36 protein-coding genes are annotated in these 23,992 nt (G+C 61.0%); 3 read left to right on the forward strand and 33 right to left on the reverse strand.

Features of this window, described 5'->3' with window-relative positions:
- Positions 1-84 precede the first annotated feature (84 nt).
- Positions 85-447, forward strand: coding sequence for a DUF2147 domain-containing protein (locus tag BM045_RS15080; RefSeq protein WP_092184681.1), 363 nt, complete (start codon positions 85-87; stop codon positions 445-447).
- Here the strand turns inward: BM045_RS15080 and BM045_RS15085 are convergent.
- The 3 genes from BM045_RS15085 to BM045_RS15095 all read right to left on the reverse strand — a co-directional run bounded on the left by BM045_RS15085 (position 444) and on the right by BM045_RS15095 (position 3,839).
- Positions 444-1,760 (reverse strand): replication-associated recombination protein A, encoded by a 1,317-nt coding sequence (locus BM045_RS15085; RefSeq protein ID WP_092184683.1) that lies wholly within the window; start codon positions 1,758-1,760, stop codon positions 444-446. The genes BM045_RS15080 and BM045_RS15085 overlap by 4 nt on opposite strands.
- A gap of 73 nt (positions 1,761-1,833) precedes the next feature.
- Positions 1,834-2,310: a hypothetical protein gene (locus BM045_RS15090; protein WP_092184685.1), complete on the reverse strand. Its 477-nt coding sequence runs from the start codon at positions 2,308-2,310 to the stop codon at positions 1,834-1,836.
- Between the two features lie 59 nt (positions 2,311-2,369).
- The gene (locus BM045_RS15095; protein WP_092184687.1) at positions 2,370-3,839 is read right to left on the reverse strand and encodes a Do family serine endopeptidase; all 1,470 of its coding nucleotides are present in this window, start codon (positions 3,837-3,839) and stop codon (positions 2,370-2,372) included.
- Between the two features lie 299 nt (positions 3,840-4,138).
- Between BM045_RS15095 and BM045_RS15100 the strand changes: the two genes are divergently transcribed.
- Both BM045_RS15100 and BM045_RS15105 read left to right on the forward strand, forming a co-directional pair.
- The gene (locus tag BM045_RS15100; RefSeq protein WP_170848532.1) at positions 4,139-5,320 is read left to right on the forward strand and encodes a type III PLP-dependent enzyme domain-containing protein; all 1,182 of its coding nucleotides are present in this window, start codon (positions 4,139-4,141) and stop codon (positions 5,318-5,320) included.
- A gap of 97 nt (positions 5,321-5,417) precedes the next feature.
- Positions 5,418-5,957 (forward strand): P-loop NTPase family protein, encoded by a 540-nt coding sequence (locus BM045_RS15105; RefSeq protein ID WP_244523015.1) that lies wholly within the window; start codon positions 5,418-5,420, stop codon positions 5,955-5,957.
- 3 nt (positions 5,958-5,960) lie between these two features.
- Here the strand turns inward: BM045_RS15105 and BM045_RS15110 are convergent, their stop codons facing one another.
- The 30 genes from BM045_RS15110 to fusA form a co-directional block, all read right to left on the reverse strand.
- Entirely contained in the window at positions 5,961-6,398 is a 438-nt protein-coding gene (locus tag BM045_RS15110; RefSeq protein ID WP_092184691.1) for a VOC family protein, read from the reverse strand.
- A gap of 143 nt (positions 6,399-6,541) precedes the next feature.
- Positions 6,542-6,964 (reverse strand): 50S ribosomal protein L17, encoded by a 423-nt coding sequence (rplQ, locus tag BM045_RS15115; protein WP_092184693.1) that lies wholly within the window; start codon positions 6,962-6,964, stop codon positions 6,542-6,544.
- Positions 6,965-6,998: 34 nt separating this feature from the next.
- A complete protein-coding gene (locus tag BM045_RS15120) occupies positions 6,999-8,024 on the reverse strand; it encodes a DNA-directed RNA polymerase subunit alpha (protein WP_244523020.1) in 1,026 nt (341 codons plus the stop codon).
- Positions 8,025-8,124: 100 nt separating this feature from the next.
- The gene (gene rpsK / locus BM045_RS15125; RefSeq protein WP_092184696.1) at positions 8,125-8,517 is read right to left on the reverse strand and encodes a 30S ribosomal protein S11; all 393 of its coding nucleotides are present in this window, start codon (positions 8,515-8,517) and stop codon (positions 8,125-8,127) included.
- 78 nt (positions 8,518-8,595) lie between these two features.
- On the reverse strand, positions 8,596-8,964 hold the full coding sequence (rpsM, locus tag BM045_RS15130) for a 30S ribosomal protein S13 (protein WP_092184698.1): 369 nt from the start codon (positions 8,962-8,964) through the stop codon (positions 8,596-8,598).
- A 178-nt stretch (positions 8,965-9,142) separates the two neighbouring features.
- The gene (locus tag BM045_RS15135; RefSeq protein ID WP_092184700.1) at positions 9,143-9,706 is read right to left on the reverse strand and encodes an adenylate kinase; all 564 of its coding nucleotides are present in this window, start codon (positions 9,704-9,706) and stop codon (positions 9,143-9,145) included.
- Positions 9,703-11,043, reverse strand: a complete 1,341-nt coding sequence (secY, locus tag BM045_RS15140) for a preprotein translocase subunit SecY (protein ID WP_092184702.1) — start codon at positions 11,041-11,043, stop codon at positions 9,703-9,705. The genes BM045_RS15135 and secY overlap by 4 nt, the downstream gene beginning before the upstream one ends.
- A 131-nt stretch (positions 11,044-11,174) precedes the next feature.
- Positions 11,175-11,675 (reverse strand): 50S ribosomal protein L15, encoded by a 501-nt coding sequence (gene rplO / locus BM045_RS15145; RefSeq protein WP_092184704.1) that lies wholly within the window; start codon positions 11,673-11,675, stop codon positions 11,175-11,177.
- Positions 11,676-11,686: 11 nt separating this feature from the next.
- Positions 11,687-11,875, reverse strand: coding sequence for a 50S ribosomal protein L30 (gene rpmD / locus BM045_RS15150; RefSeq protein WP_092184706.1), 189 nt, complete (start codon positions 11,873-11,875; stop codon positions 11,687-11,689).
- A gap of 21 nt (positions 11,876-11,896) precedes the next feature.
- Positions 11,897-12,430, reverse strand: coding sequence for a 30S ribosomal protein S5 (gene rpsE / locus BM045_RS15155; RefSeq protein WP_046172883.1), 534 nt, complete (start codon positions 12,428-12,430; stop codon positions 11,897-11,899).
- Positions 12,431-12,453: 23 nt separating this feature from the next.
- Positions 12,454-12,816 carry a 50S ribosomal protein L18 gene (gene rplR, locus BM045_RS15160; protein WP_092184708.1) on the reverse strand — a complete coding sequence of 121 codons (363 nt, stop codon included), beginning with the start codon at positions 12,814-12,816 and terminating at the stop codon, positions 12,454-12,456.
- 12 nt (positions 12,817-12,828) lie between these two features.
- Positions 12,829-13,362: a 50S ribosomal protein L6 gene (rplF, locus tag BM045_RS15165; protein WP_092184710.1), complete on the reverse strand. Its 534-nt coding sequence runs from the start codon at positions 13,360-13,362 to the stop codon at positions 12,829-12,831.
- Positions 13,363-13,415: 53 nt separating this feature from the next.
- The gene (rpsH, locus tag BM045_RS15170; RefSeq protein ID WP_046172880.1) at positions 13,416-13,814 is read right to left on the reverse strand and encodes a 30S ribosomal protein S8; all 399 of its coding nucleotides are present in this window, start codon (positions 13,812-13,814) and stop codon (positions 13,416-13,418) included.
- Positions 13,815-13,826: 12 nt separating this feature from the next.
- Positions 13,827-14,132 carry a 30S ribosomal protein S14 gene (rpsN, locus tag BM045_RS15175; protein WP_092184711.1) on the reverse strand — a complete coding sequence of 102 codons (306 nt, stop codon included), beginning with the start codon at positions 14,130-14,132 and terminating at the stop codon, positions 13,827-13,829.
- A gap of 30 nt (positions 14,133-14,162) precedes the next feature.
- Positions 14,163-14,720, reverse strand: coding sequence for a 50S ribosomal protein L5 (gene rplE / locus BM045_RS15180; protein WP_092184713.1), 558 nt, complete (start codon positions 14,718-14,720; stop codon positions 14,163-14,165).
- Positions 14,713-15,024: a 50S ribosomal protein L24 gene (rplX, locus tag BM045_RS15185; protein WP_092184714.1), complete on the reverse strand. Its 312-nt coding sequence runs from the start codon at positions 15,022-15,024 to the stop codon at positions 14,713-14,715. The genes rplE and rplX overlap by 8 nt, the downstream gene beginning before the upstream one ends.
- A complete protein-coding gene (rplN, locus tag BM045_RS15190; protein ID WP_046138380.1) occupies positions 15,024-15,392 on the reverse strand; it encodes a 50S ribosomal protein L14 in 369 nt (122 codons plus the stop codon). The genes rplX and rplN overlap by 1 nt, the downstream gene beginning before the upstream one ends.
- Positions 15,389-15,646, reverse strand: a complete 258-nt coding sequence (gene rpsQ, locus BM045_RS15195; protein WP_092184716.1) for a 30S ribosomal protein S17 — start codon at positions 15,644-15,646, stop codon at positions 15,389-15,391. The genes rplN and rpsQ overlap by 4 nt, the downstream gene beginning before the upstream one ends.
- 12 nt (positions 15,647-15,658) lie before the next feature.
- Positions 15,659-15,853 carry a 50S ribosomal protein L29 gene (gene rpmC / locus BM045_RS15200; RefSeq protein WP_092184718.1) on the reverse strand — a complete coding sequence of 65 codons (195 nt, stop codon included), beginning with the start codon at positions 15,851-15,853 and terminating at the stop codon, positions 15,659-15,661.
- Between the two features lie 12 nt (positions 15,854-15,865).
- Positions 15,866-16,279, reverse strand: coding sequence for a 50S ribosomal protein L16 (gene rplP, locus BM045_RS15205; RefSeq protein WP_046172874.1), 414 nt, complete (start codon positions 16,277-16,279; stop codon positions 15,866-15,868).
- Between the two features lie 15 nt (positions 16,280-16,294).
- On the reverse strand, positions 16,295-17,038 hold the full coding sequence (rpsC, locus tag BM045_RS15210) for a 30S ribosomal protein S3 (protein ID WP_092184720.1): 744 nt from the start codon (positions 17,036-17,038) through the stop codon (positions 16,295-16,297).
- A complete protein-coding gene (gene rplV / locus BM045_RS15215; protein ID WP_046136744.1) occupies positions 17,038-17,418 on the reverse strand; it encodes a 50S ribosomal protein L22 in 381 nt (126 codons plus the stop codon). The genes rpsC and rplV overlap by 1 nt, the downstream gene beginning before the upstream one ends.
- A 1-nt stretch (position 17,419) precedes the next feature.
- On the reverse strand, positions 17,420-17,698 hold the full coding sequence (gene rpsS / locus BM045_RS15220) for a 30S ribosomal protein S19 (protein WP_092184722.1): 279 nt from the start codon (positions 17,696-17,698) through the stop codon (positions 17,420-17,422).
- 3 nt (positions 17,699-17,701) lie between these two features.
- Positions 17,702-18,541 carry a 50S ribosomal protein L2 gene (gene rplB, locus BM045_RS15225; protein WP_092184724.1) on the reverse strand — a complete coding sequence of 280 codons (840 nt, stop codon included), beginning with the start codon at positions 18,539-18,541 and terminating at the stop codon, positions 17,702-17,704.
- Positions 18,542-18,559: 18 nt separating this feature from the next.
- The gene (locus BM045_RS15230; RefSeq protein ID WP_092184726.1) at positions 18,560-18,853 is read right to left on the reverse strand and encodes a 50S ribosomal protein L23; all 294 of its coding nucleotides are present in this window, start codon (positions 18,851-18,853) and stop codon (positions 18,560-18,562) included.
- Positions 18,850-19,470, reverse strand: a complete 621-nt coding sequence (gene rplD, locus BM045_RS15235) for a 50S ribosomal protein L4 (protein WP_092184728.1) — start codon at positions 19,468-19,470, stop codon at positions 18,850-18,852. Before rplD ends, BM045_RS15230 begins: the two co-directional genes overlap by 4 nt.
- The gene (rplC, locus tag BM045_RS15240; protein ID WP_092184730.1) at positions 19,471-20,172 is read right to left on the reverse strand and encodes a 50S ribosomal protein L3; all 702 of its coding nucleotides are present in this window, start codon (positions 20,170-20,172) and stop codon (positions 19,471-19,473) included.
- An 85-nt stretch (positions 20,173-20,257) separates the two neighbouring features.
- Positions 20,258-20,566: a 30S ribosomal protein S10 gene (gene rpsJ, locus BM045_RS15245; protein WP_035102617.1), complete on the reverse strand. Its 309-nt coding sequence runs from the start codon at positions 20,564-20,566 to the stop codon at positions 20,258-20,260.
- Between the two features lie 68 nt (positions 20,567-20,634).
- Entirely contained in the window at positions 20,635-21,825 is a 1,191-nt protein-coding gene (gene tuf, locus BM045_RS15250) for an elongation factor Tu (protein WP_092184732.1), read from the reverse strand.
- A 66-nt stretch (positions 21,826-21,891) separates the two neighbouring features.
- Positions 21,892-23,982: an elongation factor G gene (gene fusA / locus BM045_RS15255; protein ID WP_092184734.1), complete on the reverse strand. Its 2,091-nt coding sequence runs from the start codon at positions 23,980-23,982 to the stop codon at positions 21,892-21,894.
- Positions 23,983-23,992 lie beyond the last annotated feature (10 nt).

Raw genomic sequence — 23,992 nt, forward strand, 5'->3', positions numbered from 1 at the left:
CACCACTTCCAGCCTCAATTGCCGGATTTGACAGGCCCCACGAACAGGCTTCAAATCTCCCCAACACCGTCCGGGAGGGGACTTATGAAACGCCTTGTTCTTGCCGCCACGCTGACCCTTGCAAGCTTTGCCCTGCCCGCCATGGCGCAGGATATCGGTGGAGAATGGGGCCGCGACTCCGGCGCCTCGCGCATCGCCTTTGCGCCCTGCGGCAATGCGCTGTGCGGCACTATCACCTGGCTCCGCGACGCCAATGGCCCGGCGCGGGTCGGCCAGCAGGTGTATTTCGACATGAAACCGTCTGGCGAGAATGAATGGACCGGCAAGGCCTTCAACCCGGAAGACGGCAAGACCTATTCCGGCAAGATGCGGCTGAACGGTAATCGGCTGGTGACCGAAGGCTGCGTGTTTATTCTGTGCAAATCGGTGGAATGGGTACGGAACTAGTCGGCCTCGCCCTTCTTGCTGGCCCTTAGCCGCTCGAAATATTCGATGCGCTTGCGCAGATCGCGCTCGAAGCCGCGCTCGACGGGCTCGTAGAATTTCTGCCGGCCGAGCTTTTCCGGGAAATATTCCTGGCCCGAAAAGGCCTCGGGCGTGTCGTGGTCGTAGATGTATCCGTCCCCATAGCCCGAGTTTTTCATCAGCTTGGTCGGCGCGTTGAGAATGACCATGGGCGGCGCGGGCGAGCCGGTCTCCTTGGCCAGTACCATGGCGGACTTGAAGGCGGTGTAGACGGCGTTGCTCTTGGGCGCCAACGCGAGGTGAACCACGACCTGGGCCAGCGCCAGCTCGCCCTCCGGCGAGCCGAGCATCTGATAGGCATCTCGGGCAGCGACGGCCAAAGGCAACGCCTGCGGATCAGCCTCACCGATATCTTCCGAAGCCATGCGGATCAGCCGGCGGGCGAGAAACAGCGGATCTTCCCCGGCCACCAGCATGCGGGCGAAATAGTAGAGAGCCGCATCGGGATCGGAACCGCGGATGGTCTTGTGCAGGGCCGAAATCAGATTGTAGTGGCCGTCCTGCGCCTTGTCATAGATCGGCGCGCGGCGCTGGATGACGGTGAGCATGGTGGCGGCGTCGAGCGTCTCGCCCGGCTTGGCCGAGGCCAGCACTTCTTCCACCAGCCCCAGCAGCGCCCGCCCATCGCCATCGGCAAGCGTCAACAGCGTGCTACGGGCCTCCGGCTCGAGCGGCAGGGCGGCGCCGGTCAGTTCCTCGGCGCGCTGCACCAGCTTTTCCAGATCGTCGAGACCGAGCGACTCGAAACGCAGCACCTGGCTGCGCGATAAGAGAGCCGCGTTAAGCTCGAAGCTCGGATTTTCGGTGGTAGCACCGACCAGCACAACTGTGCCGTCTTCCATCACCGGCAGAAAGCCATCCTGCTGGGCGCGGTTGAAGCGGTGGATTTCATCGACAAACAGCAGAGTCTTGTGGCCGGAGAGGCGCTGGAAACGGGCCTGTTCGAAGACCTTCTTGAGATCGGCCACGCCGGAAAACACCGCCGAAATCTGCACGAATGTATAGTCGATCTGATCAGCCAGCAGCCGCGCGACGGTGGTCTTGCCGGTGCCGGGCGGTCCCCAGAGGATCAGCGAACCGAGCCGGCCCGAGGCGATCATGCGGCGCAGCGTGCCATCGGGGCCGAGCAGATGCGTCTGGCCGATTACCTCGTCGAGGCTGCGCGGGCGCAATTGATCGGCAAGCGGCCGGGCGCGGTCGGTTTCGGCGGGATCGGCAGCGAAGAGATCTGACATGAAGGGGTTTTAGCGGATTACGCCGCGGGCCAAAAGCTGAAAGGCGGGAGAGGCATGCTCTCCCGCCAGAGCTTCAGTTCATCGCGACGCCATCAAGGACCAACTTGCCGCCAGTCAGCGACAGCGAGACGGTCTGCGTGGCATAGGTGGAGACCGAGGTTGAGATCGAATTGACCGTGGCGCCGGAGATTTCGTAGCGCACTTCGCGATCGGTGCCGTCGGCATCGGTCGTGGTGGTGACGAGCACCAGACCATAGTCCGTCTTGCTCTTGCCGTCGGCCTGCGAGGCCCAGCCGAGGAGCTCGGCATTCATCGGCGCAATGGTCGAGAGCGACAGCGTCAGCTCGGTCGCGGCCGGCGTGCCTTCATAGGCGGCCGTGGTCGACAGGTAGATCGAGGCGTCGCTGACCGTATAGTCGAGCGCATCGCCATTGGCGGCGACCAGCGAAAGCTTGGCAGGCGGAAAATCCTGCGCCGCAACGGGATTGGCCAGGGCCAGACCGGTGACCAAAGCAGCAGCAAGCAGGGACTTGGCAGTAAGGCTAAACATCAGAACGCTCTCCCAATAATGCGCTGACTTGCCGGTCCAACGGGGTTAAGTCAAGCGCCCTATCCGCTGACGATGCTCCGCGTCACCCGCCCGTCGCGCTGCAGGATGATCTGCCAGGTGCGGGCCCGCTGGCTGGCGGTATCGGAGAAGACCCGCGCCGTATCCATGGCCACGTCATTGAGCGAGAGGATCACATCGTCGATGTGCAGCCCCATCTGCGCCGCCGCCGAGCCGGGCTCGAGCGCGGTGACGATGACACCCTTGGCGTCATAGGGCAGCCCCTTGGCCTCGGCCAGCGCCGGATCGAGCTGGCGCACGCTGGTGCCGGCGAATCGGGAGCTGCCGGCAATGGTCGCCAGCATGTCTGCGCCGGCCGTGGGCGCCGGTTCAATGGTGAACCGGACTGTGTCCGTCGCATTGCCGCGCAGCCGCTCCAGCGCCGTCGCCTGGCCGATCGGCTTGGTGGCGAGGCGGAAGTTGAAAGCGCTGGGGTCATCGATGGCGAGCCCATCGACCGAGAGGATAACATCGCCGGCAGCAAAGCCGGCCTTTTCAGCCGGGCCGCCGGGCGCCACTTCGGCGATCAGCGCACCATGCGGCGCCGCCATGCCGAGGCTGGCGGCAATATCGGAGGTGACCGGCTGCAGCTTGGCACCAAACCACGGGCGGACGATGGCCGTGCCCGTTACGCCGGCTTCGGCGACGAGGCGCGCCATATTAGCGGGAATGGCAAAGCCGATGCCGACCGAGCCGCCACTCTGCGAAAAGATCGCGGTATTGATGCCAACCAGATGCCCGTCGAGATCGACCAGCGCGCCACCCGAATTGCCGGGATTGATCGCCGCATCGGTCTGGATGAAGAATTCATAGTCCGAGCTTTCGACGCCGGTGCGCGCCAGCGCCGAAACGATCCCGCTGGTGACAGTCTGGCCGACGCCAAAGGGATTGCCAATGGCCAGTACCAGATCGCCGACCAGAAGGGCGTCGCTGTCGGCAAAGGTGATGGCCGGGAATGTGGTACCGGCCGGATCGCGCACGCGCAGCACGGCGAGGTCTGTTTGAGCATCCTCGATGACCACGTCGACGGCGAATTCACGGCCGTCGCTGAGGGCGATGCGCACATCGGTGGCGCCTTCGATGACGTGGCGGTTGGTGAGGATCACCCCGCCGGCATCAACGATGACGCCAGAGCCCAGCGCGCGGGATTCGCGCGGGCGTCGCTGGAACTGGCCGTCGCCAAAAAAGCGCGAAAAGAACGGATCGCTGGCAAAGGGTGACTGGCTCTGCTGCTCGATGCGGGTGGCATAGACATTGACTACCGAGGGCGCGACGGATTTGACGACCGGCGCAAAGCTCAGCTTGACCTGGGTGTCGCTCGTTGGAACCTGCCGCGCCTCGCTGGCCGGCGGCGGCGCCGCAATCTGCGCCTGGGCCACGCTGGGCGCATTCCAGGGCGCAAAGGCCAGCGTGCCGCCAATGGCGAGGACGGTAATGGCGGCTCCGGCAAGCAGCAACGGGCGCAGGGTCATGCTGAAAACTCCAGTGCAATGCGGGCAGAGGCAAGCGCCCGGATTCTGGCGCGAAAATGGCAGCTTCATTACCGTTCGGTAGGATAACGCAGACGTTGTCGACGGCGCATCAGCCAGGCGATGGAACCCATGCTGGCGACCATGAATTAACCGAGGCAAGCCAAGGCTTTTTCACCGCGGTTTGCCGTCATCGGACCGTCGCATTTTGCATCCAAATAAACGTTTGCGCCGGGGTCACCATGGCCCTATATGCAGCGCTTCTTTTCCAGACTTTCCCAGCCCCGAAAGGCCAGTCGTCAATGACCACCGAGCCGAAGCACGTTTACCCGAACACCTCCGCCCTGATCGCGGCCGAAGCGCCGGATTTTCCGGCTTTCCTGTTCTCCGAACGTGAGCTTCACAAGGCCACAAAGGTGTTCAAGAAGGGGTTTGACGGCCTGCTGACTTACGCGGTGAAGTGCAACCCCTCCCCGCATGTGATCGCTCAGCTGCATCGCGAAGGCCTCAAGGCTTTCGACGTGGCCTCCAATACCGAAATGGAACTGGTGCGCGACCATGCCCCGGGCGCTGTGATGCATTACAACAATCCGATCAAGAACAAACGCGAGATCGCCCGCGCTTATGAAGAGTTCGGCGTTCGCTCCTTCACCATTGACCATCCCCAGCAGCTCGACCAGCTCGCCGCCGTCGTATCACCCAGCAAGGATGTGGAAGTTACCACCCGCTTCAAGGCCGGCAAGGCGCTGAAGTCTTATGACTTCGGCATCAAGTTCGGCGTCATGGAACAGGGCGCGGCCGAAATCGTCACCGCCGTCGAGACCATGGGCTATACGCCCAGCCTCTGCTTCCACGTCGGCAGCCAGTGCGAAGACGCCTATGCCTACGAGCGCCATATCGCAGCAGCAGCCCGTATCGTCGAAGAGAGTGGCATCGAGCTCAAGCGCCTCAATATCGGCGGCGGCTATCCGGCCCCTTACCCGACCAGCGAAGCGCCGCCGATGGACTATTTCTTCGAAACCATTTCCACGGCCGTGTCCGACCATTTCGGCGACAAGAACCGTCCCGAGCTGATCATCGAGCCCGGCCGCGCGCTGGTGACCTCGTCGACCTCGCTGCTGCTGCGTGTGAAGCACCAGCGCGGCGGCCAGTCGGTCTATGTCAATGACGGCGCCTATGGTGCACTCAACGAAGTCAAGTTCATGCACTTCACCCCGCCGGTGCGCGTCTGGCGCGGTCCGCGCCTGCATGACAATGACCAGGAGTTCAGCGAATTCACCATGTGGGGCCCGACCTGCGACAGCTATGACGTGCTGCCGCAGGTGTTCACCCTGCCGGCCGATATCGACGAAGACGACTGGATCGAATTCGGCCTGATGGGCGCCTATACCCAGGCCACCCTGACCCCGTTCAACGGCTTCGACCGCCGCGACCAGTTCTGGGTCGACGAAGCCTATACCGGCAAGGACCAGCAGCCGGAATAAGTCAGCCCGACGTTGCGCATCTGAAATCCCCGCTCCGGCGGGGATTTTTGTCTCCAGCCTTTTCCACCCCGATCCAACCCACATATCGGAACTGAAAATGCATCCCATCCCGCCTCTGGCCGCTTTCGGCCGCCGCATCATGATCAATGGCCCGACCACATCGGGCAAGTCGACCCTGGCCGATGCGATCGGCCGCAAGCTCGGCATCAAGCCGGTCCATATCGATCAGTTTAGCCACCTGCCCGATACCGACTGGCAGCCGCGTCCAGAAGCGGAATTCCACGCGCTGCACGACGCCGCCATCCTCGAAGACGAGTGGGTGATGGACGGCAATTACACGGTGATCATGCCGCAGCGCTACGCGCGGGCGACCGGCATCGTGGTGATCGATGACCATTTCCTTCGGCGTTATGTCCGCTACTTCCGCCGCACCCTGTTCGAGCACGACCGCATCGGCAGCGTGGCGGGCGGCCGGGACAGCGTCAAATGGGAGATGGTGGCCTGGATCTGGAAGACCCGCGATTCCAGCAAATATCGTCGCATGGCGGCGCAATCCGGCCTGCCGCTGGTGGTCTGCAACTCGCTGGAAGAACTGCAGGCGCTCTATGATGCCTGGGGTCTGGAACGACGGGCCTGAAGCTCAGCCTAGCTCCTGCGCCAGACCGATGAGTATCCCCTCAGGTCCGCGGATATAGCAGAGCTTGTAACTGTCCTGGTACCGCACCACCTCGTCCACCAGCGTCGCGCCACGGGCATAGAGCCGCTCCAGCAGCTCGTCGAGGTCGTCGACAGCGAACATAACGCGGAGATAGCCCAAGGCATTGACCGGCGCCCTGCGGTGATCCTCGATCACCTCCGGCTTGAGGAAACGCGATAGTTCGAGCCGACTGTGCCCGTCGGGCGTGACCATCATGGCGATCTCCACGCGCTGACCATGCAGGCCGGTGACCCGGCCGGACCAGTCGCCCTCGATCATGGCGCGGCCTTCGAGCGTCAGGCCTAGCTCAAGAAAGAAATCCACGGTTGCGTCGAGGTCTTCGACCGCGATGCCGACATTGTCCATGCGCTTTACGGCCATCTCGAGCCTCCCTGCTTGTCCACCAATGACATCACACCCATGCCTCAGGCGACGTCACCAACTTACGACCACCATCCCGACAAAACAAAACGGCCCTGGAGTGAACCGGGGCCGTTTCAAAAATTCTGCGCTGAACGCGAAGCTTATGCGGCTTCGTACTCGTCGTCGCGCACCTGGACCGGACCGGAGTCTTGGCCCTTGGCGTTGACGTCGCGGTCAACGAATTCGATGACGGCCATCGGGGCATTGTCGCCGTAGCGGAAGCCGGCCTTCATGATGCGGATATAGCCGCCCTGACGTTCCTTGTAGCGCGGGCCAAGCACGGCAAAGAGCTTGGCAACCTGGCCTTCGTCACGGATCTGGGCGATCGCCTGGCGGCGAGCGTGCAGGTCGCCGCGCTTGCCGAGGGTGATCAGCTTCTCGACGATTGGACGCAGGTCCTTGGCCTTGGGAAGCGTGGTAACGATCTGCTCGTGCTTGATCAGCGCGGCGGACATATTGGCGAACATTGCCTTGCGGTGCGAGGCGGTTCGGCTGAGCTTGCGGCCGGAATTACCGTGGCGCATGGGTTATCTCCTAAAAGTCTTTGGCGGCGCCAGATCAGTAGTGATCTTCGTAGCGCTTAGCGAGGTCATCGATATTCTCGGGCGGCCAATTGGCCACGTCCATCCCGAGATGAAGCCCCATCTGTGCCAGGACTTCCTTGATTTCATTGAGCGACTTGCGGCCGAAGTTCGGCGTCCGCAGCATCTCGGCTTCCGTCTTCTGAATCAGGTCGCCGATGTAGACGATGTTGTCGTTCTTCAGGCAATTGGCCGAGCGGACCGAAAGTTCGAGTTCGTCGACCTTCTTGAGCAGAGCCGGGTTGAAGGCCAGTTCCGGAACGGCATCCTGTGCCTTTTCCTTGCTGGGCTCTTCGAAGTTCACAAAGACCGACAGCTGGTCCTGGAGGATGCGAGCAGCATAGGCCACGGCATCTTCCGGCGACACCGCGCCATTGGTCTCGATCTGCAGGGTCAGCTTGTCCTTGTCCAGGCTTTCGCCCGCACGGGTCGCATCGACCTTGTAGCTCACGCGGCGAACCGGCGAAAACAGCGAGTCGACCGGGATATAGCCGATCGGTGCGTCTTCGGGACGGTTCTTGTCGGCAGCGACATAGCCCTTGCCGGTATCGACGGTGAATTCGATGTTGATCTCGGCGCCATCGTCGAGATGGCAGATCACTAATTCAGGGTTCAGCACTTCGATGTCGCCGGTGACCTTAATGTCGCCAGCCGTCACGGCGCCGGGGCCCTGCTTGGAAAGATTGAGACGCTTCGGGCCTTCGCCGCCCATCTTCAACGCGATTTCCTTCACGTTGAGAACGAGGTCGGTGATGTCTTCACGCACGCCTGGAAGCGACGAGAATTCATGCAGAATGCCGTCGATCTGGATAGCGGTCACTGCCGCGCCCTGAAGCGACGACAGCAGCACGCGACGAAGAGCGTTACCCAGGGTAAGCCCGTAACCGCGCTCAAGCGGCTCGGCAACTACCGAGGCCACGCGCGCGTTGTCGCTGCCCGAAACAATCTCCAGCTTGGTCGGCTTGATCAGTTCTTGCCAGTTCCTCTGGATCGTCACGGTTATGTCCTTTCAAAATCGCGGCTCCAGCCCGAGCCGCTCCGCCGCAAACGCAATAAGACTCCCGGCCCATTCAATCGGCCGGGAGCACTTCAATCGGTCTAGATTAGACGCGGCGCCGCTTGCGCGGGCGGCAGCCATTGTGCGGGATCGAGGTCACGTCACGGATCGAGGTGACGTTGAAGCCGGCAGCCTGGAGTGCGCGGAGAGCGGACTCACGACCCGAACCCGGACCACGCACTTCGACCTCAAGGGTCTTCATGCCGTGTTCCTGCGCCTTCTTGGCAGCATCTTCAGCAGCAACCTGGGCAGCATATGGGGTCGACTTGCGCGAGCCCTTGAAACCCATGACACCCGACGAGGACCACGAGATCGTGTTGCCCTGCATGTCAGCAATGGTGATCATGGTGTTGTTGAACGAAGCGTTCACATGGGCAACGCCCGAAGTGATGTTCTTGCGTTCCTTGCGCTTGACGCGCGCGACTTCAGCTTTAGCCATTGTATTCCTCTAAACGATATCAGCGCTGCCGTTAGCAAAGTGCCCCAGCAGCTACATCGAAGAACCCCAGATGGGTTCTTACTTCTTCTTGCCGGCGATTGCCTTGGCGGGACCCTTGCGTGTACGGGCGTTGGTGTGGGTGCGCTGGCCGCGGACCGGAAGGCCACGACGATGACGCAGGCCACGATAGTTGCCCAGGTCCATCAGACGCTTGATGTTCATCGCCACGCCACGACGGAGATCACCCTCCACGACATAGTCGCGGTCGATGGTTTCACGGATCTGGATGACTTCGGCATCGGTGAGCTCGTTCACACGACGCTCGGCCGGAATGCCAACCTTGGTGCAGATATCCTCGGCGAACTTGTCGCCGATCCCGTGGATATACTGCAGCGCAATAACTACGCGCTTGTTCGTCGGGATATTGACGCCAGCAATACGTGCCACGTCTGCTCTCCTTCATTCAGCGCGAACCATCACGGCTGGCGCCTGTAAACAACAAGGGACCGGAATTCGACCCCCAACTTTTATGAGGAACCGAATCCAGCCCAATAACCTTGAGACTGAAGCGGTTCTTTAAGGTCTCGATTCCGCAGAGTCAACCGCGAAGTCAAGCGCCAAAATCCTAGGGTGCAATAGCGGCCTTGATGGCCGTCGTCACCTGATCGACCGGCGCCATGCCGTCGACCGTCTTCACCAGACCATGCTTGCGGTAGTAATCCACCAGCGGGGCCGTGTCGTTCTTGTAGACATCGAGGCGCTTGCGGATCACTTCCGGATTGTCATCCGGACGATTGCTTTCCTTGGCGCGGTTGATGACGCGGGACACCAGCGTATCGGCATCGGCCGTCATCTCGATCACGGCGTCGAGCTTGATGCCCTTGGCTTCCAGCATGCCGTCCAGCGCTTCGGCCTGGCCGATGGTACGCGGAAAGCCGTCGAGGATGAAGCCTGGCTTGCAGTCCTCTGCATCGAGGCGCTCCGAGACGATACCATTGACGATATCGTTGGAGACCAGGTCACCGCGATCCATCACTTCCTTGGCCGCAAGGCCGAGGGGCGTGCGATCCTGGATAGCGGAGCGCAGGATGTCACCGGTCGAGAGCTGGGGGATGCCATAGGCCTCGACCAGAATCTTGGCCTGGGTCCCCTTCCCTGCACCCGGTGGTCCGAGCAGAATCAACCTCATCGACGCTTGCCTCCCCCAAGACGGGACTTCTTGACGAGTCCCTCATACTGCTGAGCGATCAGATGGCTCTGGATCTGGCTAACCGTATCCAGGGTCACTGTCACCATGATCAGCAACGACGTGCCGCCGATGAACTGGCTGATGGCCAGCTGGCTGAACAGCACTTCGGGGATCAGGGCAACGACCGTCAGATAGATCGCACCGATTACCGTGATACGCGTCAGCACATAGTCGATGTGCTGGGCGGTGCGTTCACCCGGACGAATGCCCGGAATGAAGCCGCCGGAGCGCTTCAGGTTATCGGCCGTCTCGGTCGGGTTGAACACGATCGCCGTGTAAAAGAAGGCAAAGAAGATGATGAAGAAGGCAAACAGAGCCAGATAGAGCGGCTGCCCACGACCCAGCAGAGCCGTCACCGTCGTCAGCCATGCCGGAGCATTCCCCTGCGCCGCAAAGGACGCAATGGTGGCCGGCAGCAGCAGCAGCGAAGAGCCGAAGATCACCGGGATAACACCGGCGGTATTCAGCTTGAGCGGCAGATGCGAGCTGTCGCCCTGGAACATCTTGTTGCCGACCTGGCGCTTTGGATACTGGATCAGCAAGCGGCGCTGGGCGCGTTCAAAGAACACGATGCCGGCGATGACCACGAGGGCCAGAACGGGCATGGCGAAGCCTGCAATGGCCGGGATAGCGCCAGTACGGGCCAGTTCGAGCGTCTGCACGAACGTAGTCGGCAGGTTGGCGACGATACCGGCGAAGATGATCAGCGAAATGCCGTTGCCGACACCGCGCGAGGTGATCTGCTCGCCCAGCCACATCAGGAACATCGTGCCACCCACGAGGGTGATGACGGTCGAGATGCGGAAGAACCAGCCTGGGTTCAGCACCACGCCCTGCGAGGCTTCGAGACCCACGGCAATGCCATAGGCCTGGATGGCGCAGAACACGACGGCGAGGTAGCGGGTGTACTGGTTCATCTTGCGACGGCCAGCCTCGCCACCTTCCTTCTTCATCTGCTCGAGGCGCGGAGAAGCGGTGGAGATGACCTGCACCACGATGGACGCGGTGATGTAGGGGATCAGGTTGAGGGCAAAGATCGCCATGCGCTCGACGGCACCGCCGGCGAACATGTTGAACATGCCGATGATGCCCTGCTGGCTCTGCTCGAAAGTCGCGCGGAACGCATCGGGGTCGATGCCGGGGACCGGGATGAACGTGCCCAGACGATAGACGAGCAGCGCGCCCAGTGTGAACCAGATGCGCTGCTGCAGAGCCTTCGCCTTGGAAAAGGTCGAAAAATTCAGATTACGTGCCAGCTGTTCGGCTGCGGACGCCATGTATCGCTCCCTATGGCTTCAAGGCCAGGTGCGCTCGGAGCGCTTCGGGAGCGTATGCATCTGCGCCCCTAACGCAACAAACCAAAAAAGCGCACCCGGCCATGAGGGCCGGATGCGCAATGTCGTCGGACTTAGCCGGCGTAAGGAGTCTTCTTCCACGGCGCCTTGGCCGGGATGAGCTCAACCTGACCACCAGCAGCCTCGATGGCAGCCAGGGCGCCCTTGGTCGCATAGTCCACCTTGAAGGAAACCTTCTTGGAGGTGAAACCAGCCGAACCGATCAAGCGCACGCCGTCCTTGGGACGACGGATCACGCGGGCAGCGATCAGCGCTGCTGCGTCGATCACACCCTTGGCGTCGAGCTTGCCAGCGTCGATATAGGCCTGCAGGCGGTCGATGCGGACCTCGTTCCAGTCACCTGGATTGAGCGCATTGAAGCCACGCTTTGGCATACGCATGTGAAGGGGCATCTGGCCGCCTTCGAAGCCGTTGATGGCAACGCCGGAGCGTGCCGTCTGGCCCTTGCCGCCACGACCACCGGTCTTGCCCTTGCCGGAACCGATGCCGCGACCGACGCGGATACGGACCTTGTTGGCACCGGGATTGTCGCGAAGTTCGTTCAAACGAGTCATGATCGTTCCTCCTACTCGCCGATAACGCGGACGAGGTGCGGAAGCTTGTTGATCATGCCACGGACTTCGGGCGTATCGATCAGCTCGCGCTCTTTGTTCATCTTGTTGAGCCCGAGACCGATGAGGGTCGCGCGCTGCACCTTGTCACGGCGGATCGGCGAACCGATCTGCTTGACGATAAGGGTTTTCTGCTCAGCCATGATTTATCTCCTGACCGGTGATCAAGCTTCGACCGCAGTCTCGCCGCGGCGAGCCTGCAGTTCCGAAACCTTGAGGCCACGGCGGGAAGCAACCGAGCGTGGGCTGTCGACGCGCTTCAGCGCATCGAAGGTAGCCCGCACCATGTTGTACGGATTGGCAGTGCCCTGCGACTTGGCAACGATATCGTTGATGCCAAGCGTTTCGAACACAGCGCGCATCGGACCGCCGGCGATGATGCCGGTACCGGGAACGGCTGCACGCAGGATGACCTTGCCGGCGCCATGGCGACCCTGCACGTCGTGGTGCAGCGTACGGGCGTCGCGCAGCGGCACACGGATCATGGTGCGCTTTGCGGCTTCGGTAGCCTTGCGGATCGCTTCTGGAACTTCACGGGCCTTGCCGTGACCAAAGCCAACGCGGCCCTTCTGGTCGCCGACAACGACGAGTGCTGCAAAACCGAAGCGACGGCCGCCCTTGACCACCTTGGCCACGCGGTTGATGTGGACCAGGCGATCGACGAATTCGCTGTCGCGTTCTTGAACGTCTCTGCTCATAATGTTTCTTTCCTTGTCCGTGCCTAGAACTGCAGGCCGCCCTCACGGGCAGCGTCTGCAAGGGCCTTCACACGGCCATGATAGATGTAAGCGCCACGGTCGAAAACGACTTCGGCAACGCCGGCCTTGGTACCGCGCTCAGCGATCAGCTTACCGATCGTTGCAGCGGCCTCGGCGGTTGCGCCATTCTTGACGGCAGCCTTGACGTCCTTGTCGAGCGTCGAGGCAGCGGCCAGCGTACGGCCAGTCGCGTCGTCGATGATCTGGGCGTAGATATTCTTGTCCGAACGGAAAACCGACAGACGGGGACGACCGAAGGCACGAGCCTTGAGCGCCTTGCGGACACGAGCCTTGCGGCGGTCCGCACCTTTTGCACTGATAGCCATTGCAGGCGCTCCTTACTTCTTCTTGCCTTCTTTGCGGAAGACCTGTTCGCCCAGGTACCGCACACCCTTGCCCTTGTAGGGCTCCGGCTTGCGCCACGAACGGATGTTCGCGGCAACCTGACCGACCTGCTGCTTGTCGGCACCCGTGATGACGATTTCCGTCGGGGCCGGGACAGCCAGCGTGATGCCCGCAGGGGCCTGATAGATCACTTCGTGGCTGAAACCAAGCGACAGCTTGATGTCCTTGCCCTGCAGCGCAGCGCGATAACCAACGCCCTGGATGGCCAGGCGCTTTTCGAAGCCTGCCGACACGCCAGTGACGATGTTCTGCAGCAGCGCGCGGGTGGTACCCCAAGCGGCGCGAGCAAATTTGGTGTCATTGGTGGGGGTAACCACCAGGCCTTCAGACGTCTCTTCGACGCTGACGACATCCATCAGGTCGATGCTGAGCTCGCCCTTCGGACCCTTTGCGGTGACGGTACGACCATTGATCGTGACCGTTACACCGCTGACCGGTGCAACCGGTTTCTTGCCAGTACGTGACATTCTAGTTCAATCCTTGAGTAATCGTCTTACCGACGATCCTAAGGCCAAGGGCCTTAGAATACGCGGCAGAGTACCTCGCCACCAACATTGGCAGCCTTGGCTTCGTGATCGGCCATCACACCCTTGGGGGTGGAGAGGATCGAAACACCGAGGCCATTGGCAACCTGAGGAATATTCTTGACGGATGCATAAACGCGACGGCCGGGACGCGAAACGCGCTCGATCGTGCGGATGACGGCTTCATTGTCCGAGTACTTGAGTTCGATTTCGTACTCGGAAGCACCGTTCTCGAACTTGGTCTCCGAATAGCCGCGGATGAAACCCTCGGACTGGAGAACATCCAGCACGCGACCGCGAAGGGTCGATGCCGGCGTCGAAACGGAATTCTTGCGACGCATCTGGGCGTTGCGGATACGGGTCAGCATGTCGCCGATAGGATCGGAAAAGCTCATCTTGGTTTCTCCTTACCAGCTCGACTTCACGAGGCCCGGGATCTGACCCAGGTTACCCAGCTGACGCAGAGCGATACGGCTCAGCTTCAGCTTGCGATAGTAGCCACGGGGACGACCCGAGACTTCGCAACGATTACGCACACGAACCTTTGCCGAATTGCGCGGCAGCTCGGCCAGCTTGAGCTGGGCTGCAAAGCGCTGGTCGGCCGGGATCGACTGATCCTTGGTCTGTGCCTTGAGAGCGGCGCGCTTGCCAGCAAACTGCTTGGCGAGCGCTGCGCGCTTGTTGTTCTTAACGATGGAGCTGGTCTTTGCCATATCCTGATCCTCTGTCCCTTCCCTGTCCGCTTACTGGCGGAAGGGGAAGTTGAATGCCTTGAGCAGCGCACGAGCTTCATCATCGGACTTCGCGGTCGTGGTGATCACGATGTCCATGCCCCAAACCTGATCGATCTGATCATAGTCGATTTCGGGGAAAATGATGTGTTCCTTGATGCCCATGGCATAGTTGCCACGGCCGTCGAAGGAGTTCGGGTTCAGCCCGCGGAAGTCGCGAACGCGTGGCAGAGCGATGTTCACCAGGCGGTCGAGAAACTCATACATGCGCGTCGAGCGAAGGGTAACCTTCACGCCGAGCGGCATGTCTTCGCGCACCTTGAAGCCGGCGATCGACTTGCGAGCGAAGGTGATCACTGGCTTCTGGCCGGCAATCTTCTCAAGCTCGGCAGCCGCCGTCTTGACCTTCTTGGTGTCGTTGACGGCTTCGCCAACGCCCATGTTCAGCACGATCTTGTCGAGCTTCGGCAGCTGCATGACGTTCGTGTAGGAGAACTGCTCCTGGAGCGCCTTGCGGATATTGCCTTCGTACTCAGTACGAAGACGCGGAACGTAAGCTGTCTCAGCCATCGATCGAATCTCCGGTCGACTTGGCGACGCGCGTCTTGACGCCGTCCTTGATCTGGAAACCGACGCGCGATGGCTTGCCATCCTTGTCGGCGATCGCGAGGTTCGACAGGTGGATCGGCGCTTCCTTGGTGAAGATGCCGGCATCGGTCGACGCGGTCTGCTTGGTGTGGCGCTTCACCAGGTTGATACCCTGGACCAGAGCCTTGGTTTCGGTTGGGATGACAGACAGGACCTGACCGGTCTTGCCCTTGTCCTTGCCAGCCAGGACGACGACCTTGTCGCCCTTTTTAATCTTGGCGGCCATTACAGCACCTCGGGAGCGAGCGAAATGATCTTCATGTGGTTCTTGGCGCGAAGCTCGCGCGGAACTGGTCCGAAGATACGGGTGCCGATCGGCTCTTTCTGATTGTTGATCAGAACCGCGGCGTTCTTGTCGAAGCGGATCACGGTGCCATCGGGACGACGGATGTCGAACGCGGTACGAACGACCACGGCCTTCATGACCTGGCCCTTCTTGACACGACCGCGCGGAATGGCATCCTTGACGGAGACGACGATGATGTCGCCAACCGAAGCGTACTTGCGGTGCGAACCGCCGAGTACCTTGATGCACATGACTCGCTTGGCGCCGGAATTGTCGGCGACATCGAGATTGGACTGCATCTGGATCATGGCTTAGCACCTTCCTGAGCGGCAGCGTCCAGAACCAGCGTCCAGCGCTTGTTCTTGGAGATCGGCGCACATTCTTCGATCCAGACCACCTGCCCGACCTTGGCCAGATTGGCTTCGTCGTGGGCATGGTACTTCTTGGAGCGGCGAACCGTCTTCTTCATCACGGGATGCGTGAAGCGACGCTCAACGCGCACCACGACCGTCTTTTCATTGGCGTCGGAGACCACAGTCCCCTGCAAAACGCGCTTTGGCATGGTCGCGGCTCCTTACTTCGCTGCGTTCTTTTCGCCAAGGATCGTCTTGATCCGCGCGATATCGCGGCGGACAGACTTCACCTGGCCCGGCTTTTCAAGCTGCTGGGTAGCACGCTGGAAACGCAGGTTGAACTGTTCTTTCTTGAGGTCGACGAGCTGGTCCTTCAGTTCGTCTGCGGTCTTGCTCCGCACATCACTGGCTTTCATGGCTCGTGGTCCTTAGTCGGCAATGCGGGTAACAACCCGCGTCATGATCGGGAGCTTCATTGCGCCGAGACGCAGGGCTTCCTTGGCAACGTCCTCGGGGACGCCGTCGATCTCGAATACGATACGACCGGGCTTCACGCGGGCGGCCCAGAGTTCAACCGAACCCTTGCCCTTACCCATACGAACTTCGGTCGGCTTCTTGGTGACCGGCAGATCCGGGAAAATGCGGATCCAGACACGGCCCTGACGCTTCATCTCGCGGGTGATCGCGCGGCGGGCCGCTTCGATCTGGCGAGCAGTGACGCGCTCGGGTTCGGTCGCCTTCAAGGCATACTGGCCGAAAGCCAGGTCGGTACCGCCCTTGGCAACGCCATGGATACGGCCCTTGTGAGCCTTGCGGAACTTAGTCTTCTTAGGTTGCAGCATAATGAACTAACCTTCTTATGCGCGTTCGCGATCGCGGTCACCACGCTCACGGCGCGGTTCGCGGTCACGGTCGCTACGCTGGCCGCCGTCGTTACCTTCGGTGGCACGGCGCTCATGCGCAGTGGGATCATGCTCAAGGACTTCGCCCTTGAAGACCCAGACCTTGATACCGATGATGCCGTAGGTGGTCGCGGCTTCAGCAGTACCATAGTCGATGTCTGCGCGCAGGGTGTGCAGCGGAACGCGACCTTCGCGGTACCATTCGGTACGAGCAATGTCGGCACCACCAAGACGGCCACCAACGTTCACGCGGATGCCGCCGGCGCCCATGCGGATCGCCGTCTGCACGGCGCGCTTCATGGCGCGACGGAATGCCACACGGCGTTCCAGCTGCTGGGCAATGCCCTGGGCAACCAGCGTCGCGTCGGTTTCCGGCTTGCGCACTTCAACGATGTTGATGTGCACTTCGCTGTCGGTGAACTTCTTCACCTTGGCGCGGATCTTGTCGATGTCTGCGCCCTTCTTGCCGATCACGATGCCCGGACGGGCAGTGTGGATCGACACGCGGCACTTGCGGTGCGGACGCTCGATGACGATCTTGGACACTGCGGCGGCCTTGAGGTCCTCCAGCAGCATCGTGCGGATCTTCAGGTCTTCCTGCAGCAGCGTGCCGTATTCGCCCTTGTTGGCGTACCAGCGGCTGTCCCACGTACGGTTGATGCCGAGGCGGAAGCCGATTGGATTGATCTTCTGGCCCATTATGCGGCCTCCTCAACTTGCCGGACGATGATCGTCAGATGCGCGAATGGCTTCTGGATCTGCGACGAACGACCGCGACCACGTGCGGTGAAACGCTTCATTACAAGCGAATTACCAACAAATGCTTCAGCAACGACGAGAGCGTCGGTGTCGAGGCCATGGTTGTTCTCGGCATTGGCGATGGCGCTCTCGAGCACCTTCTTCACCTGGCCGGAAATGCGCTTGTGGCTGAATTCGAGTTCGGCCAGAGCCTTCTCGACCTTCTTGCCACGGATCAGCTGAGCCAGAAGGTTGAGCTTCTGCGGGCTGATGCGCAGCATGCGCAGCACAGCCTTGGCTTCGTTGTCCGCAAGCGCGCGCTGGGTTTTTGGCTTGCCCATCTTACTTCCTCTTGGCCTTCTTGTCGGCGGCATGACCGTAGTAGGTACGGGTCGGTGCGAATTCGCCGAACTTGTGGCCGATCATGTCTTCAGTGACGCTGACCGGGATGTGCTTGTGGCCGTTGTGGACACCGAAGGTGATACCAACGAACTGCGGCAGGATGGTCGAGCGGCGGCTCCAGATCTTGACCACATCATTGCGGCCGGACGTGAGGGCCTTCTCGGCCTTCTTGAGCATGTAGCCGTCGACAAACGGCCCCTTCCAGATTGAACGGGTCATGGCTTACCTGCCCTTCTTCACGTGACGGCTGCGAACGATGAACTTGTCCGTTGCCTTGTTGCTGCGGGTCTTCTTACCCTTGGTCGGCTTGCCCCATGGCGTCACCGGATGACGGCCACCAGAGGTACGGCCTTCACCACCACCATGCGGGTGGTCGATCGGGTTCATGGTCACGCCGCGGTTGACGGGCTTGCGACCCAGCCAACGGCTACGACCGGCCTTGCCGAGCGAGGTGTTGGAGTGATCCTGGTTCGAAACGGCACCAACGGTTGCAAGGCAAGTGCCATGCACGCGGCGCTGTTCGCCCGAGTTCAGGCGAAGGATCGCCCAACCCTGGTCACGACCGACATACTGGGCATAAGCACCAGCCGAACGGGCAACCTGGCCACCCTTGCGGGGCTTGAGCTCGATGTTGTGCACGATCGTACCGACCGGCATGCGCTCGAGCGGCATGGCATTGCCTGGCTTCACGTCGACGGTGTTCATCGACGAGACGACCTTGTCACCGGCCGACAGGCGCTGCGGTGCAACGATATAGGCGAGTTCGCCGTCTTCGTACTTCACCAGAGCGATCCAAGCCGTACGGTTGGGATCATATTCCAGACGCTCGATCGTCCCAACCTGGTCGAACTTGACCCGCTTGAAATCGATCATGCGATAGGTGCGCTTGTGACCACCACCACGATGGAACGAGGTGATGCGGCCGCGGTTGTTACGGCCACCGGACTTGGACAGACCCTGGGTCAGAGTCTTGACCGGGGCGCCCTTCCAGAGTTCCGAGCGATCGGTCGTCACGAGCTGACGACGGCCTTCGGAAGTGGGGTTGTAAGTTTTTAGAGCCATTTTGCTGTCTCTTATCCCTTAGAGGCCGGTCGAAATATCGATCGACTGGCCGTCGACGAGGGTTACGATGGCCTTCTTGACATCGTTGCGCGTGCCAATCTTGCCACGGAAGCGCTTCACCTTGCCCTTGCGGACCAGGGTGTTCACTGCCTTGACCTTGACCGAGAACAGCTGCTCGACGGCAGCCTTGATATCGGTCTTGTTGGCATCAATCGCCACGTCGAAAACGACCTGGTTGTTTTCCGAAGCCATCGTCGACTTTTCAGTCACGACGGGGTTACGAACGATGTCGTAAGCGCTGAGCTTGTTCATGCGAACCTCGCTTCCAGCGCTTCGAGCGCTGCCTTGGTCAGGACGAGCTTGTCGCGCTTGAGGATCGACACAACGTTGATCCCCTGCACCGGCAGCACGTCGATGTGCGGGATGTTGCGCGCGGCCAGAGCGAAGTTCTGGTCGACAGCGGCGCCATCGATGATCAGGGCGTTAGCCCATTCCAGCTTGCCGAAGGTGGTGCGCAGGGCTGCGGTCTTGGCTTCAGCCTGCGAAACGCTGTCAACGACGATCAGCGAGCCGGACTTGGCCTTGGACGACAGGGCGTGCTTGAGAGCAAGCGCGCGGACCTTCTTGGGCAGGTCGATCGCGTGGCTGCGCGGGGTCGGACCGAATGCACGGCCGCCGCCACGGAACTGCGGAGCCTTGCGATCGCCATGGCGAGCGCCGCCCGAGCCCTTCTGCTTCACGAACTTCTTGCCAGTGCGAACGCCTTCCGAACGATGCTTGACATCGTGCGTGCCGGACATTGCCTTGAGCTGCTGGTAGCGAACCATGCGGTGCAGGATGTCCTGGCGGACTTCCAGACCGAAGACGTCGTCAGCGAGCTGGATCGAGCCAGCGGCCTTGCCGTCGAGGGTTGTGACCTTGAGTTCCATTTAGTTACCTTCCCCCGCGACGTCAGCGGCGGCCTTGAACGAGCCCGGGAAAGCAGCGCCCTGCGGGGCTGGCTTCTTCACCGCGTCCTTGATCATGATCCAAGCGCCCTTGGAGCCTGGAACCGAACCCTGGATCATGATCAGACCACGTTCCACGTCGGTCTTGACGACCTTGACGTTCTGCGTGGTGATGCGACGATCGCCCATATGGCCCGGCATCTTTTTGTTCTTGAAGGTCTTACCCGGGTCCTGACGACCACCGGTAGAACCGATCGAGCGGTGCGAAACCGACACGCCGTGCGTTGCACGCAGGCCGCCGAAGTTCCAGCGCTTCATACCGCCGGCAAAACCCTTACCGATCGAAGTGCCGGTGACATCCACCAGCTGGCCTTCGACGAAATGGTCAGCCTGCAGCTGTGCGCCGACCTCGATGAGATTGGCTTCGTCCACGCGGAATTCCGCGACGTGACGCTTGGGCTCGACCTTGGCAACGGCGAACTGGCCGCGCTCGGCCTTGGTCGTGTTCTTCGCCTTGGCCTGGCCTGCGCCAAGCTGCAATGCGACGTAGCCGTCCTTATCAGCGGTCCGCTGGCCCACCACCTGGCAGTTCTGCAGTTCCAGCACGGTCACTGGGACGTGCGAGCCGTCCGCGGTGAAAATGCGGGTCATGCCCAGCTTCTGTGCGATCAATCCAGAACGCATCGGTTATTACCTTCTTTTTGGCGCTGCACCGGGTCATGGTTTCAGAGGACCCTGTCTGTGGTGAGCGCGGAAACTCGTTAGTTCTTTAGAGCTTGATTTCGACGTCGACGCCGGCGGCGAGATCGAGCTTCATCAGTGCGTCCACCGTCTGAGGGGTCGGGTCCACAATGTCAAGCAAACGCTTGTGGGTCCGGATCTCAAACTGCTCGCGCGCCTTCTTGTCGATGTGAGGCGAGCGGTTGACGGTAAACTTGTCGATTCGCGTCGGCAGCGGGATCGGGCCGCGAACCTGCGCGCCTGTACGCTTGGCCGTCGACACGATCTCGCGCGTCGAGGCGTCAAGAACGCGATGGTCAAACGCCTTGAGGCGGATGCGAATATTCTGACCGTTCATCTTGTAAATCCTGGCGAAAATGGATCGCGGCGCGCGTTTATCGCGCGCCGCGAGTGTCTCAATAAGGCTTACTTCAGGATCGTGGCGACGACGCCCGAACCAACTGTACGGCCACCTTCACGGATAGCGAAGCGGAGCTTCTCTTCCATGGCGATCGGCACGATCAGCTGAACGTTGATGTTCAGGTTGTCGCCCGGCATGACCATCTCGGTGCCTTCCGGCAGCGTCACGATGCCCGTCACGTCCGTGGTACGGAAGTAGAACTGGGGACGGTAGTTGCCGAAGAACGGCGTGTGGCGGCCGCCTTCTTCCTTGGTCAGGATATAGACTTCAGCGGTGAAGTCGGTGTGCGGGGTAACCGAGCCGGGCTTGCAGAGAACCTGGCCGCGCTCAACCTGAGTGCGGTCGATACCACGGATCAGCGCGCCAACGTTGTCGCCAGCCTGGCCCGAGTCGAGCAGCTTGCGGAACATTTCGACACCGGTAACGGTGGTCTTCTGGGTTGCCTTGATGCCGACGATCTCGACTTCTTCACCAACCTTGACGATGCCGCGCTCAACGCGACCGGTCACCACGGTACCACGACCCGAGATCGAGAACACGTCTTCGATCGGGAGCAGGAACGGCTGGTCAACCGGACGTTCTGGCTGCGGAATGTAGCTGTCAACAGCTGCCATCAGCTCGAGAACGGCGTCATGGCCGAGCTTCTTGTCGGAATCTTCGAGAGCGGCGAGAGCCGAACCCTTGATGACCGGGATGTCGTCGCCGGGGAATTCGTAGGACGAAAGCAGCTCGCGCACTTCCATCTCGACGAGTTCGAGCAGTTCCGGATCGTCGACCATGTCGCACTTGTTCAGGAACACGACGAGGGCAGGAACGCCAACCTGACGGGCGAGCAGGATGTGCTCACGGGTCTGGGGCATCGGGCCGTCGGCAGCCGACACGACCAGGATCGCGCCGTCCATCTGGGCAGCACCGGTGATCATGTTCTTCACATAGTCGGCGTGGCCTGGGCAGTCGACGTGAGCATAGTGACGGTTGGTGGTCTCGTACTCGACGTGGGCGGTGTTGATGGTGATGCCGCGCGCCTTCTCTTCAGGGGCAGCGTCAATCTGGTCGTACGCCTTGAACGTCGCGCCGCCGGTTTCGGCCAGGACCTTGGTGATCGCTGCGGTCAGCGAGGTCTTGCCATGGTCAACGTGACCGATGGTGCCGATGTTGCAGTGCGGCTTAGAGCGGGAAAACTTTTCCTTACCCATTGCTTTTCTCCGTATTGGTCAGCCAGCAGGCCAACCTTGCGTTTCAGTTTCTTGTTTAGGCGTACGTTAGGCGTACTTGGCCTGGACTTCGTCGGCGACGGCCTGCGGGACCTGCTCGTAGTGATCGAACGTCATCGAGTACTGTGCACGACCCTGGCTCATGGAGCGCAGCGAGTTCACATAACCGAACATGTTCGCGAGCGGGACATACGCATTCACGACCTGGAGGATGCCACGGCCTTCCGTGCCGTGAATCTGACCACGACGCGAATTGAGATCGCCGATGACGTCGCCCATGTAGTCTTCTGGCGTGACAACTTCAACCTTCATGATCGGCTCGAGGATCTTCGGAGCCGCCTTGCGAAGGCCTTCGTTGAAACCAGCGCGACCGGCGATTTCGAATGCCAGCACCGAGGAGTCGACATCGTGGTAGGCGCCTTCGGTCAGCGTCACCTTGACGTCCACGATCGGGAAGCCGATCAGCGGGCCGGCAGACATGACGGACTTCACGCCCTTTTCGACGCCGGGGATATATTCCTTCGGCACCGAACCGCCGACGACGGCGTTCACGAATTCGAGACCCTTGCCGACTTCCGACGGCTCCACGGTCAGCTTGACGCGAGCGAACTGGCCTGAACCACCCGACTGCTTCTTGTGGGTATAGTCCACATCAGCCTTCTTGGTAATCGTCTCACGGTAAGCCACCTGGGGCTGACCGATATTGGCTTCCACCTTGAACTCACGACGCATGCGGTCGACGAGGATGTCGAGGTGAAGTTCACCCATGCCGGAGATGATCGTCTGGCCGGATTCTTCGTCGGTCTTGACGCGGAACGTCGGATCTTCGGCAGCCAGGCGGTTGAGCGCGAGGCCCATCTTTTCCTGGTCGGCCTTGGACTTCGGTTCCACCGAGATGTCGATCACCGGCTCGGGGAAGATCATGCGTTCGAGGATAACCTGGGCGTTCTGCGGGCAGAGCGTGTCACCAGTGGTGGTATCCTTGAGACCCACGATAGCGACGATGTCGCCAGCATAGGCTTCCGTGATCTGCTCGCGCGAATTGGCGTGCATCTGGAACAGACGACCAACGCGCTCACGCTTTTCCTTGACGGTGTTCTCAAGCATCATGCCCTGCTCGAGCTTGCCCGAGTAGATGCGGCAGAACGTCAGCGTACCCATGTGCGGGTCGTTGGCGATCTTGAATGCCAGCATGGAGAGCGGCTCGTTGTCGTCGGCGTGACGCTCGATCGGCGCTTCCGTACGGGCATCGATGCCCTGGATGGCCGGAACGTCGGCAGGCGACGGCAGGAAGTCGATAACGCCATCGAGCAGGGGCTGAACGCCCTTGTTCTTGAAGGCCGAGCCAGCGAACACCAGGAAGAACTTGGTGTCGATGGTGCCCTGGCGAAGCAGACGACGGATGGTGTCGTTGTTCGGCAGGTCGCCGTTCAGGTAGGCTTCCATGGCAGCGTCGTCGAGTTCGACGGCAGCTTCGATCATCTGTTCGCGGTACTTCACGGCATTAGCCTTGAGGTCTTCCGGAATCTCGACGACGTCCCACTGCGCGCCCAGCTCTTCATTGCGCCAGACGAGTGCGTTCATCTCGATCAGATCGACAACGCCCTTGAACTCGTTCTCGGCACCGATCGGCAGCTGGACCGGAACCGGCTTCGCACCAAGGCGCGAACCGATCATCTCGACGCAGCGATAGAAATCGGCGCCGATCTTGTCCATCTTGTTGACGAAGATGAGACGCGGAACATTGTACTTGTCGGCCTGGCGCCAGACGGTTTCCGTCTGGGGCTCAACGCCGGCGTTGGCATCGAGCAGAGCGACAGCACCGTCGAGCACGCGCAGCGAACGTTCAACTTCAATGGTGAAGTCCACGTGGCCGGGGGTGTCGATGATGTTGAAGCGGTGCTGGGTGCCGTCACGGCCCTTCCAGAACGTGGTCGTGGCAGCCGAAGTGATCGTGATGCCGCGTTCCTGCTCCTGCTCCATCCAGTCCATGGTCGCGGCGCCGTCGTGGACTTCGCCGATCTTATGGGACTTGCCGGTGTAGTAGAGGATGCGTTCGGTCGTGGTCGTCTTGCCAGCATCGATGTGAGCCATGATGCCGAAGTTACGATACAGCGGAATTGGATAATCGCGTGCCATAGGGCGCTCC

Source organism: Devosia sp. YR412, assembly GCF_900110945.1.
In the GTDB taxonomy this organism is placed as follows: Bacteria; Pseudomonadota; Alphaproteobacteria; order Rhizobiales; family Devosiaceae; genus Devosia.

What these genes read in the sequence shown, in the direction of transcription:
- BM045_RS15080 (WP_092184681.1), top strand. Translation starts at nt 85, where the DNA reads ATGAAACGCCTTGTTCTTGCCGCCACGCTGACCCTTGCAAGCTTTGCC.
- BM045_RS15085 (WP_092184683.1), bottom strand. Translation starts at nt 1,760, where the DNA reads ATGTCAGATCTCTTCGCTGCCGATCCCGCCGAAACCGACCGCGCCCGG.
- BM045_RS15090 (WP_092184685.1), bottom strand. Translation starts at nt 2,310, where the DNA reads ATGTTTAGCCTTACTGCCAAGTCCCTGCTTGCTGCTGCTTTGGTCACC.
- BM045_RS15095 (WP_092184687.1), bottom strand. Translation starts at nt 3,839, where the DNA reads ATGACCCTGCGCCCGTTGCTGCTTGCCGGAGCCGCCATTACCGTCCTC.
- BM045_RS15100 (WP_170848532.1), top strand. Translation starts at nt 4,139, where the DNA reads ATGACCACCGAGCCGAAGCACGTTTACCCGAACACCTCCGCCCTGATC.
- BM045_RS15105 (WP_244523015.1), top strand. Translation starts at nt 5,418, where the DNA reads ATGCATCCCATCCCGCCTCTGGCCGCTTTCGGCCGCCGCATCATGATC.
- BM045_RS15110 (WP_092184691.1), bottom strand. Translation starts at nt 6,398, where the DNA reads ATGGCCGTAAAGCGCATGGACAATGTCGGCATCGCGGTCGAAGACCTC.
- rplQ (WP_092184693.1), bottom strand. Translation starts at nt 6,964, where the DNA reads ATGCGCCACGGTAATTCCGGCCGCAAGCTCAGCCGAACCGCCTCGCAC.
- rpsK (WP_092184696.1), bottom strand. Translation starts at nt 8,517, where the DNA reads ATGGCTAAAGCTGAAGTCGCGCGCGTCAAGCGCAAGGAACGCAAGAAC.
- BM045_RS15135 (WP_092184700.1), bottom strand. Translation starts at nt 9,706, where the DNA reads ATGAGGTTGATTCTGCTCGGACCACCGGGTGCAGGGAAGGGGACCCAG.
- secY (WP_092184702.1), bottom strand. Translation starts at nt 11,043, where the DNA reads ATGGCGTCCGCAGCCGAACAGCTGGCACGTAATCTGAATTTTTCGACC.
- rplO (WP_092184704.1), bottom strand. Translation starts at nt 11,675, where the DNA reads ATGACTCGTTTGAACGAACTTCGCGACAATCCCGGTGCCAACAAGGTC.
- rpmD (WP_092184706.1), bottom strand. Translation starts at nt 11,875, where the DNA reads ATGGCTGAGCAGAAAACCCTTATCGTCAAGCAGATCGGTTCGCCGATC.
- rpsE (WP_046172883.1), bottom strand. Translation starts at nt 12,430, where the DNA reads ATGAGCAGAGACGTTCAAGAACGCGACAGCGAATTCGTCGATCGCCTG.
- rplR (WP_092184708.1), bottom strand. Translation starts at nt 12,816, where the DNA reads ATGGCTATCAGTGCAAAAGGTGCGGACCGCCGCAAGGCTCGTGTCCGC.
- rplF (WP_092184710.1), bottom strand. Translation starts at nt 13,362, where the DNA reads ATGTCACGTACTGGCAAGAAACCGGTTGCACCGGTCAGCGGTGTAACG.
- rpsH (WP_046172880.1), bottom strand. Translation starts at nt 13,814, where the DNA reads ATGAGCTTTTCCGATCCTATCGGCGACATGCTGACCCGTATCCGCAAC.
- rpsN (WP_092184711.1), bottom strand. Translation starts at nt 14,132, where the DNA reads ATGGCAAAGACCAGCTCCATCGTTAAGAACAACAAGCGCGCAGCGCTC.
- rplE (WP_092184713.1), bottom strand. Translation starts at nt 14,720, where the DNA reads ATGGCTGAGACAGCTTACGTTCCGCGTCTTCGTACTGAGTACGAAGGC.
- rplX (WP_092184714.1), bottom strand. Translation starts at nt 15,024, where the DNA reads ATGGCCGCCAAGATTAAAAAGGGCGACAAGGTCGTCGTCCTGGCTGGC.
- rplN (WP_046138380.1), bottom strand. Translation starts at nt 15,392, where the DNA reads ATGATCCAGATGCAGTCCAATCTCGATGTCGCCGACAATTCCGGCGCC.
- rpsQ (WP_092184716.1), bottom strand. Translation starts at nt 15,646, where the DNA reads ATGCCAAAGCGCGTTTTGCAGGGGACTGTGGTCTCCGACGCCAATGAA.
- rpmC (WP_092184718.1), bottom strand. Translation starts at nt 15,853, where the DNA reads ATGAAAGCCAGTGATGTGCGGAGCAAGACCGCAGACGAACTGAAGGAC.
- rplP (WP_046172874.1), bottom strand. Translation starts at nt 16,279, where the DNA reads ATGCTGCAACCTAAGAAGACTAAGTTCCGCAAGGCTCACAAGGGCCGT.
- rpsC (WP_092184720.1), bottom strand. Translation starts at nt 17,038, where the DNA reads ATGGGCCAGAAGATCAATCCAATCGGCTTCCGCCTCGGCATCAACCGT.
- rplV (WP_046136744.1), bottom strand. Translation starts at nt 17,418, where the DNA reads ATGGGCAAGCCAAAAACCCAGCGCGCGCTTGCGGACAACGAAGCCAAG.
- rpsS (WP_092184722.1), bottom strand. Translation starts at nt 17,698, where the DNA reads ATGACCCGTTCAATCTGGAAGGGGCCGTTTGTCGACGGCTACATGCTC.
- rplB (WP_092184724.1), bottom strand. Translation starts at nt 18,541, where the DNA reads ATGGCTCTAAAAACTTACAACCCCACTTCCGAAGGCCGTCGTCAGCTC.
- BM045_RS15230 (WP_092184726.1), bottom strand. Translation starts at nt 18,853, where the DNA reads ATGAACAAGCTCAGCGCTTACGACATCGTTCGTAACCCCGTCGTGACT.
- rplD (WP_092184728.1), bottom strand. Translation starts at nt 19,470, where the DNA reads ATGGAACTCAAGGTCACAACCCTCGACGGCAAGGCCGCTGGCTCGATC.
- rplC (WP_092184730.1), bottom strand. Translation starts at nt 20,172, where the DNA reads ATGCGTTCTGGATTGATCGCACAGAAGCTGGGCATGACCCGCATTTTC.
- rpsJ (WP_035102617.1), bottom strand. Translation starts at nt 20,566, where the DNA reads ATGAACGGTCAGAATATTCGCATCCGCCTCAAGGCGTTTGACCATCGC.
- tuf (WP_092184732.1), bottom strand. Translation starts at nt 21,825, where the DNA reads ATGGGTAAGGAAAAGTTTTCCCGCTCTAAGCCGCACTGCAACATCGGC.
- fusA (WP_092184734.1), bottom strand. Translation starts at nt 23,982, where the DNA reads ATGGCACGCGATTATCCAATTCCGCTGTATCGTAACTTCGGCATCATG.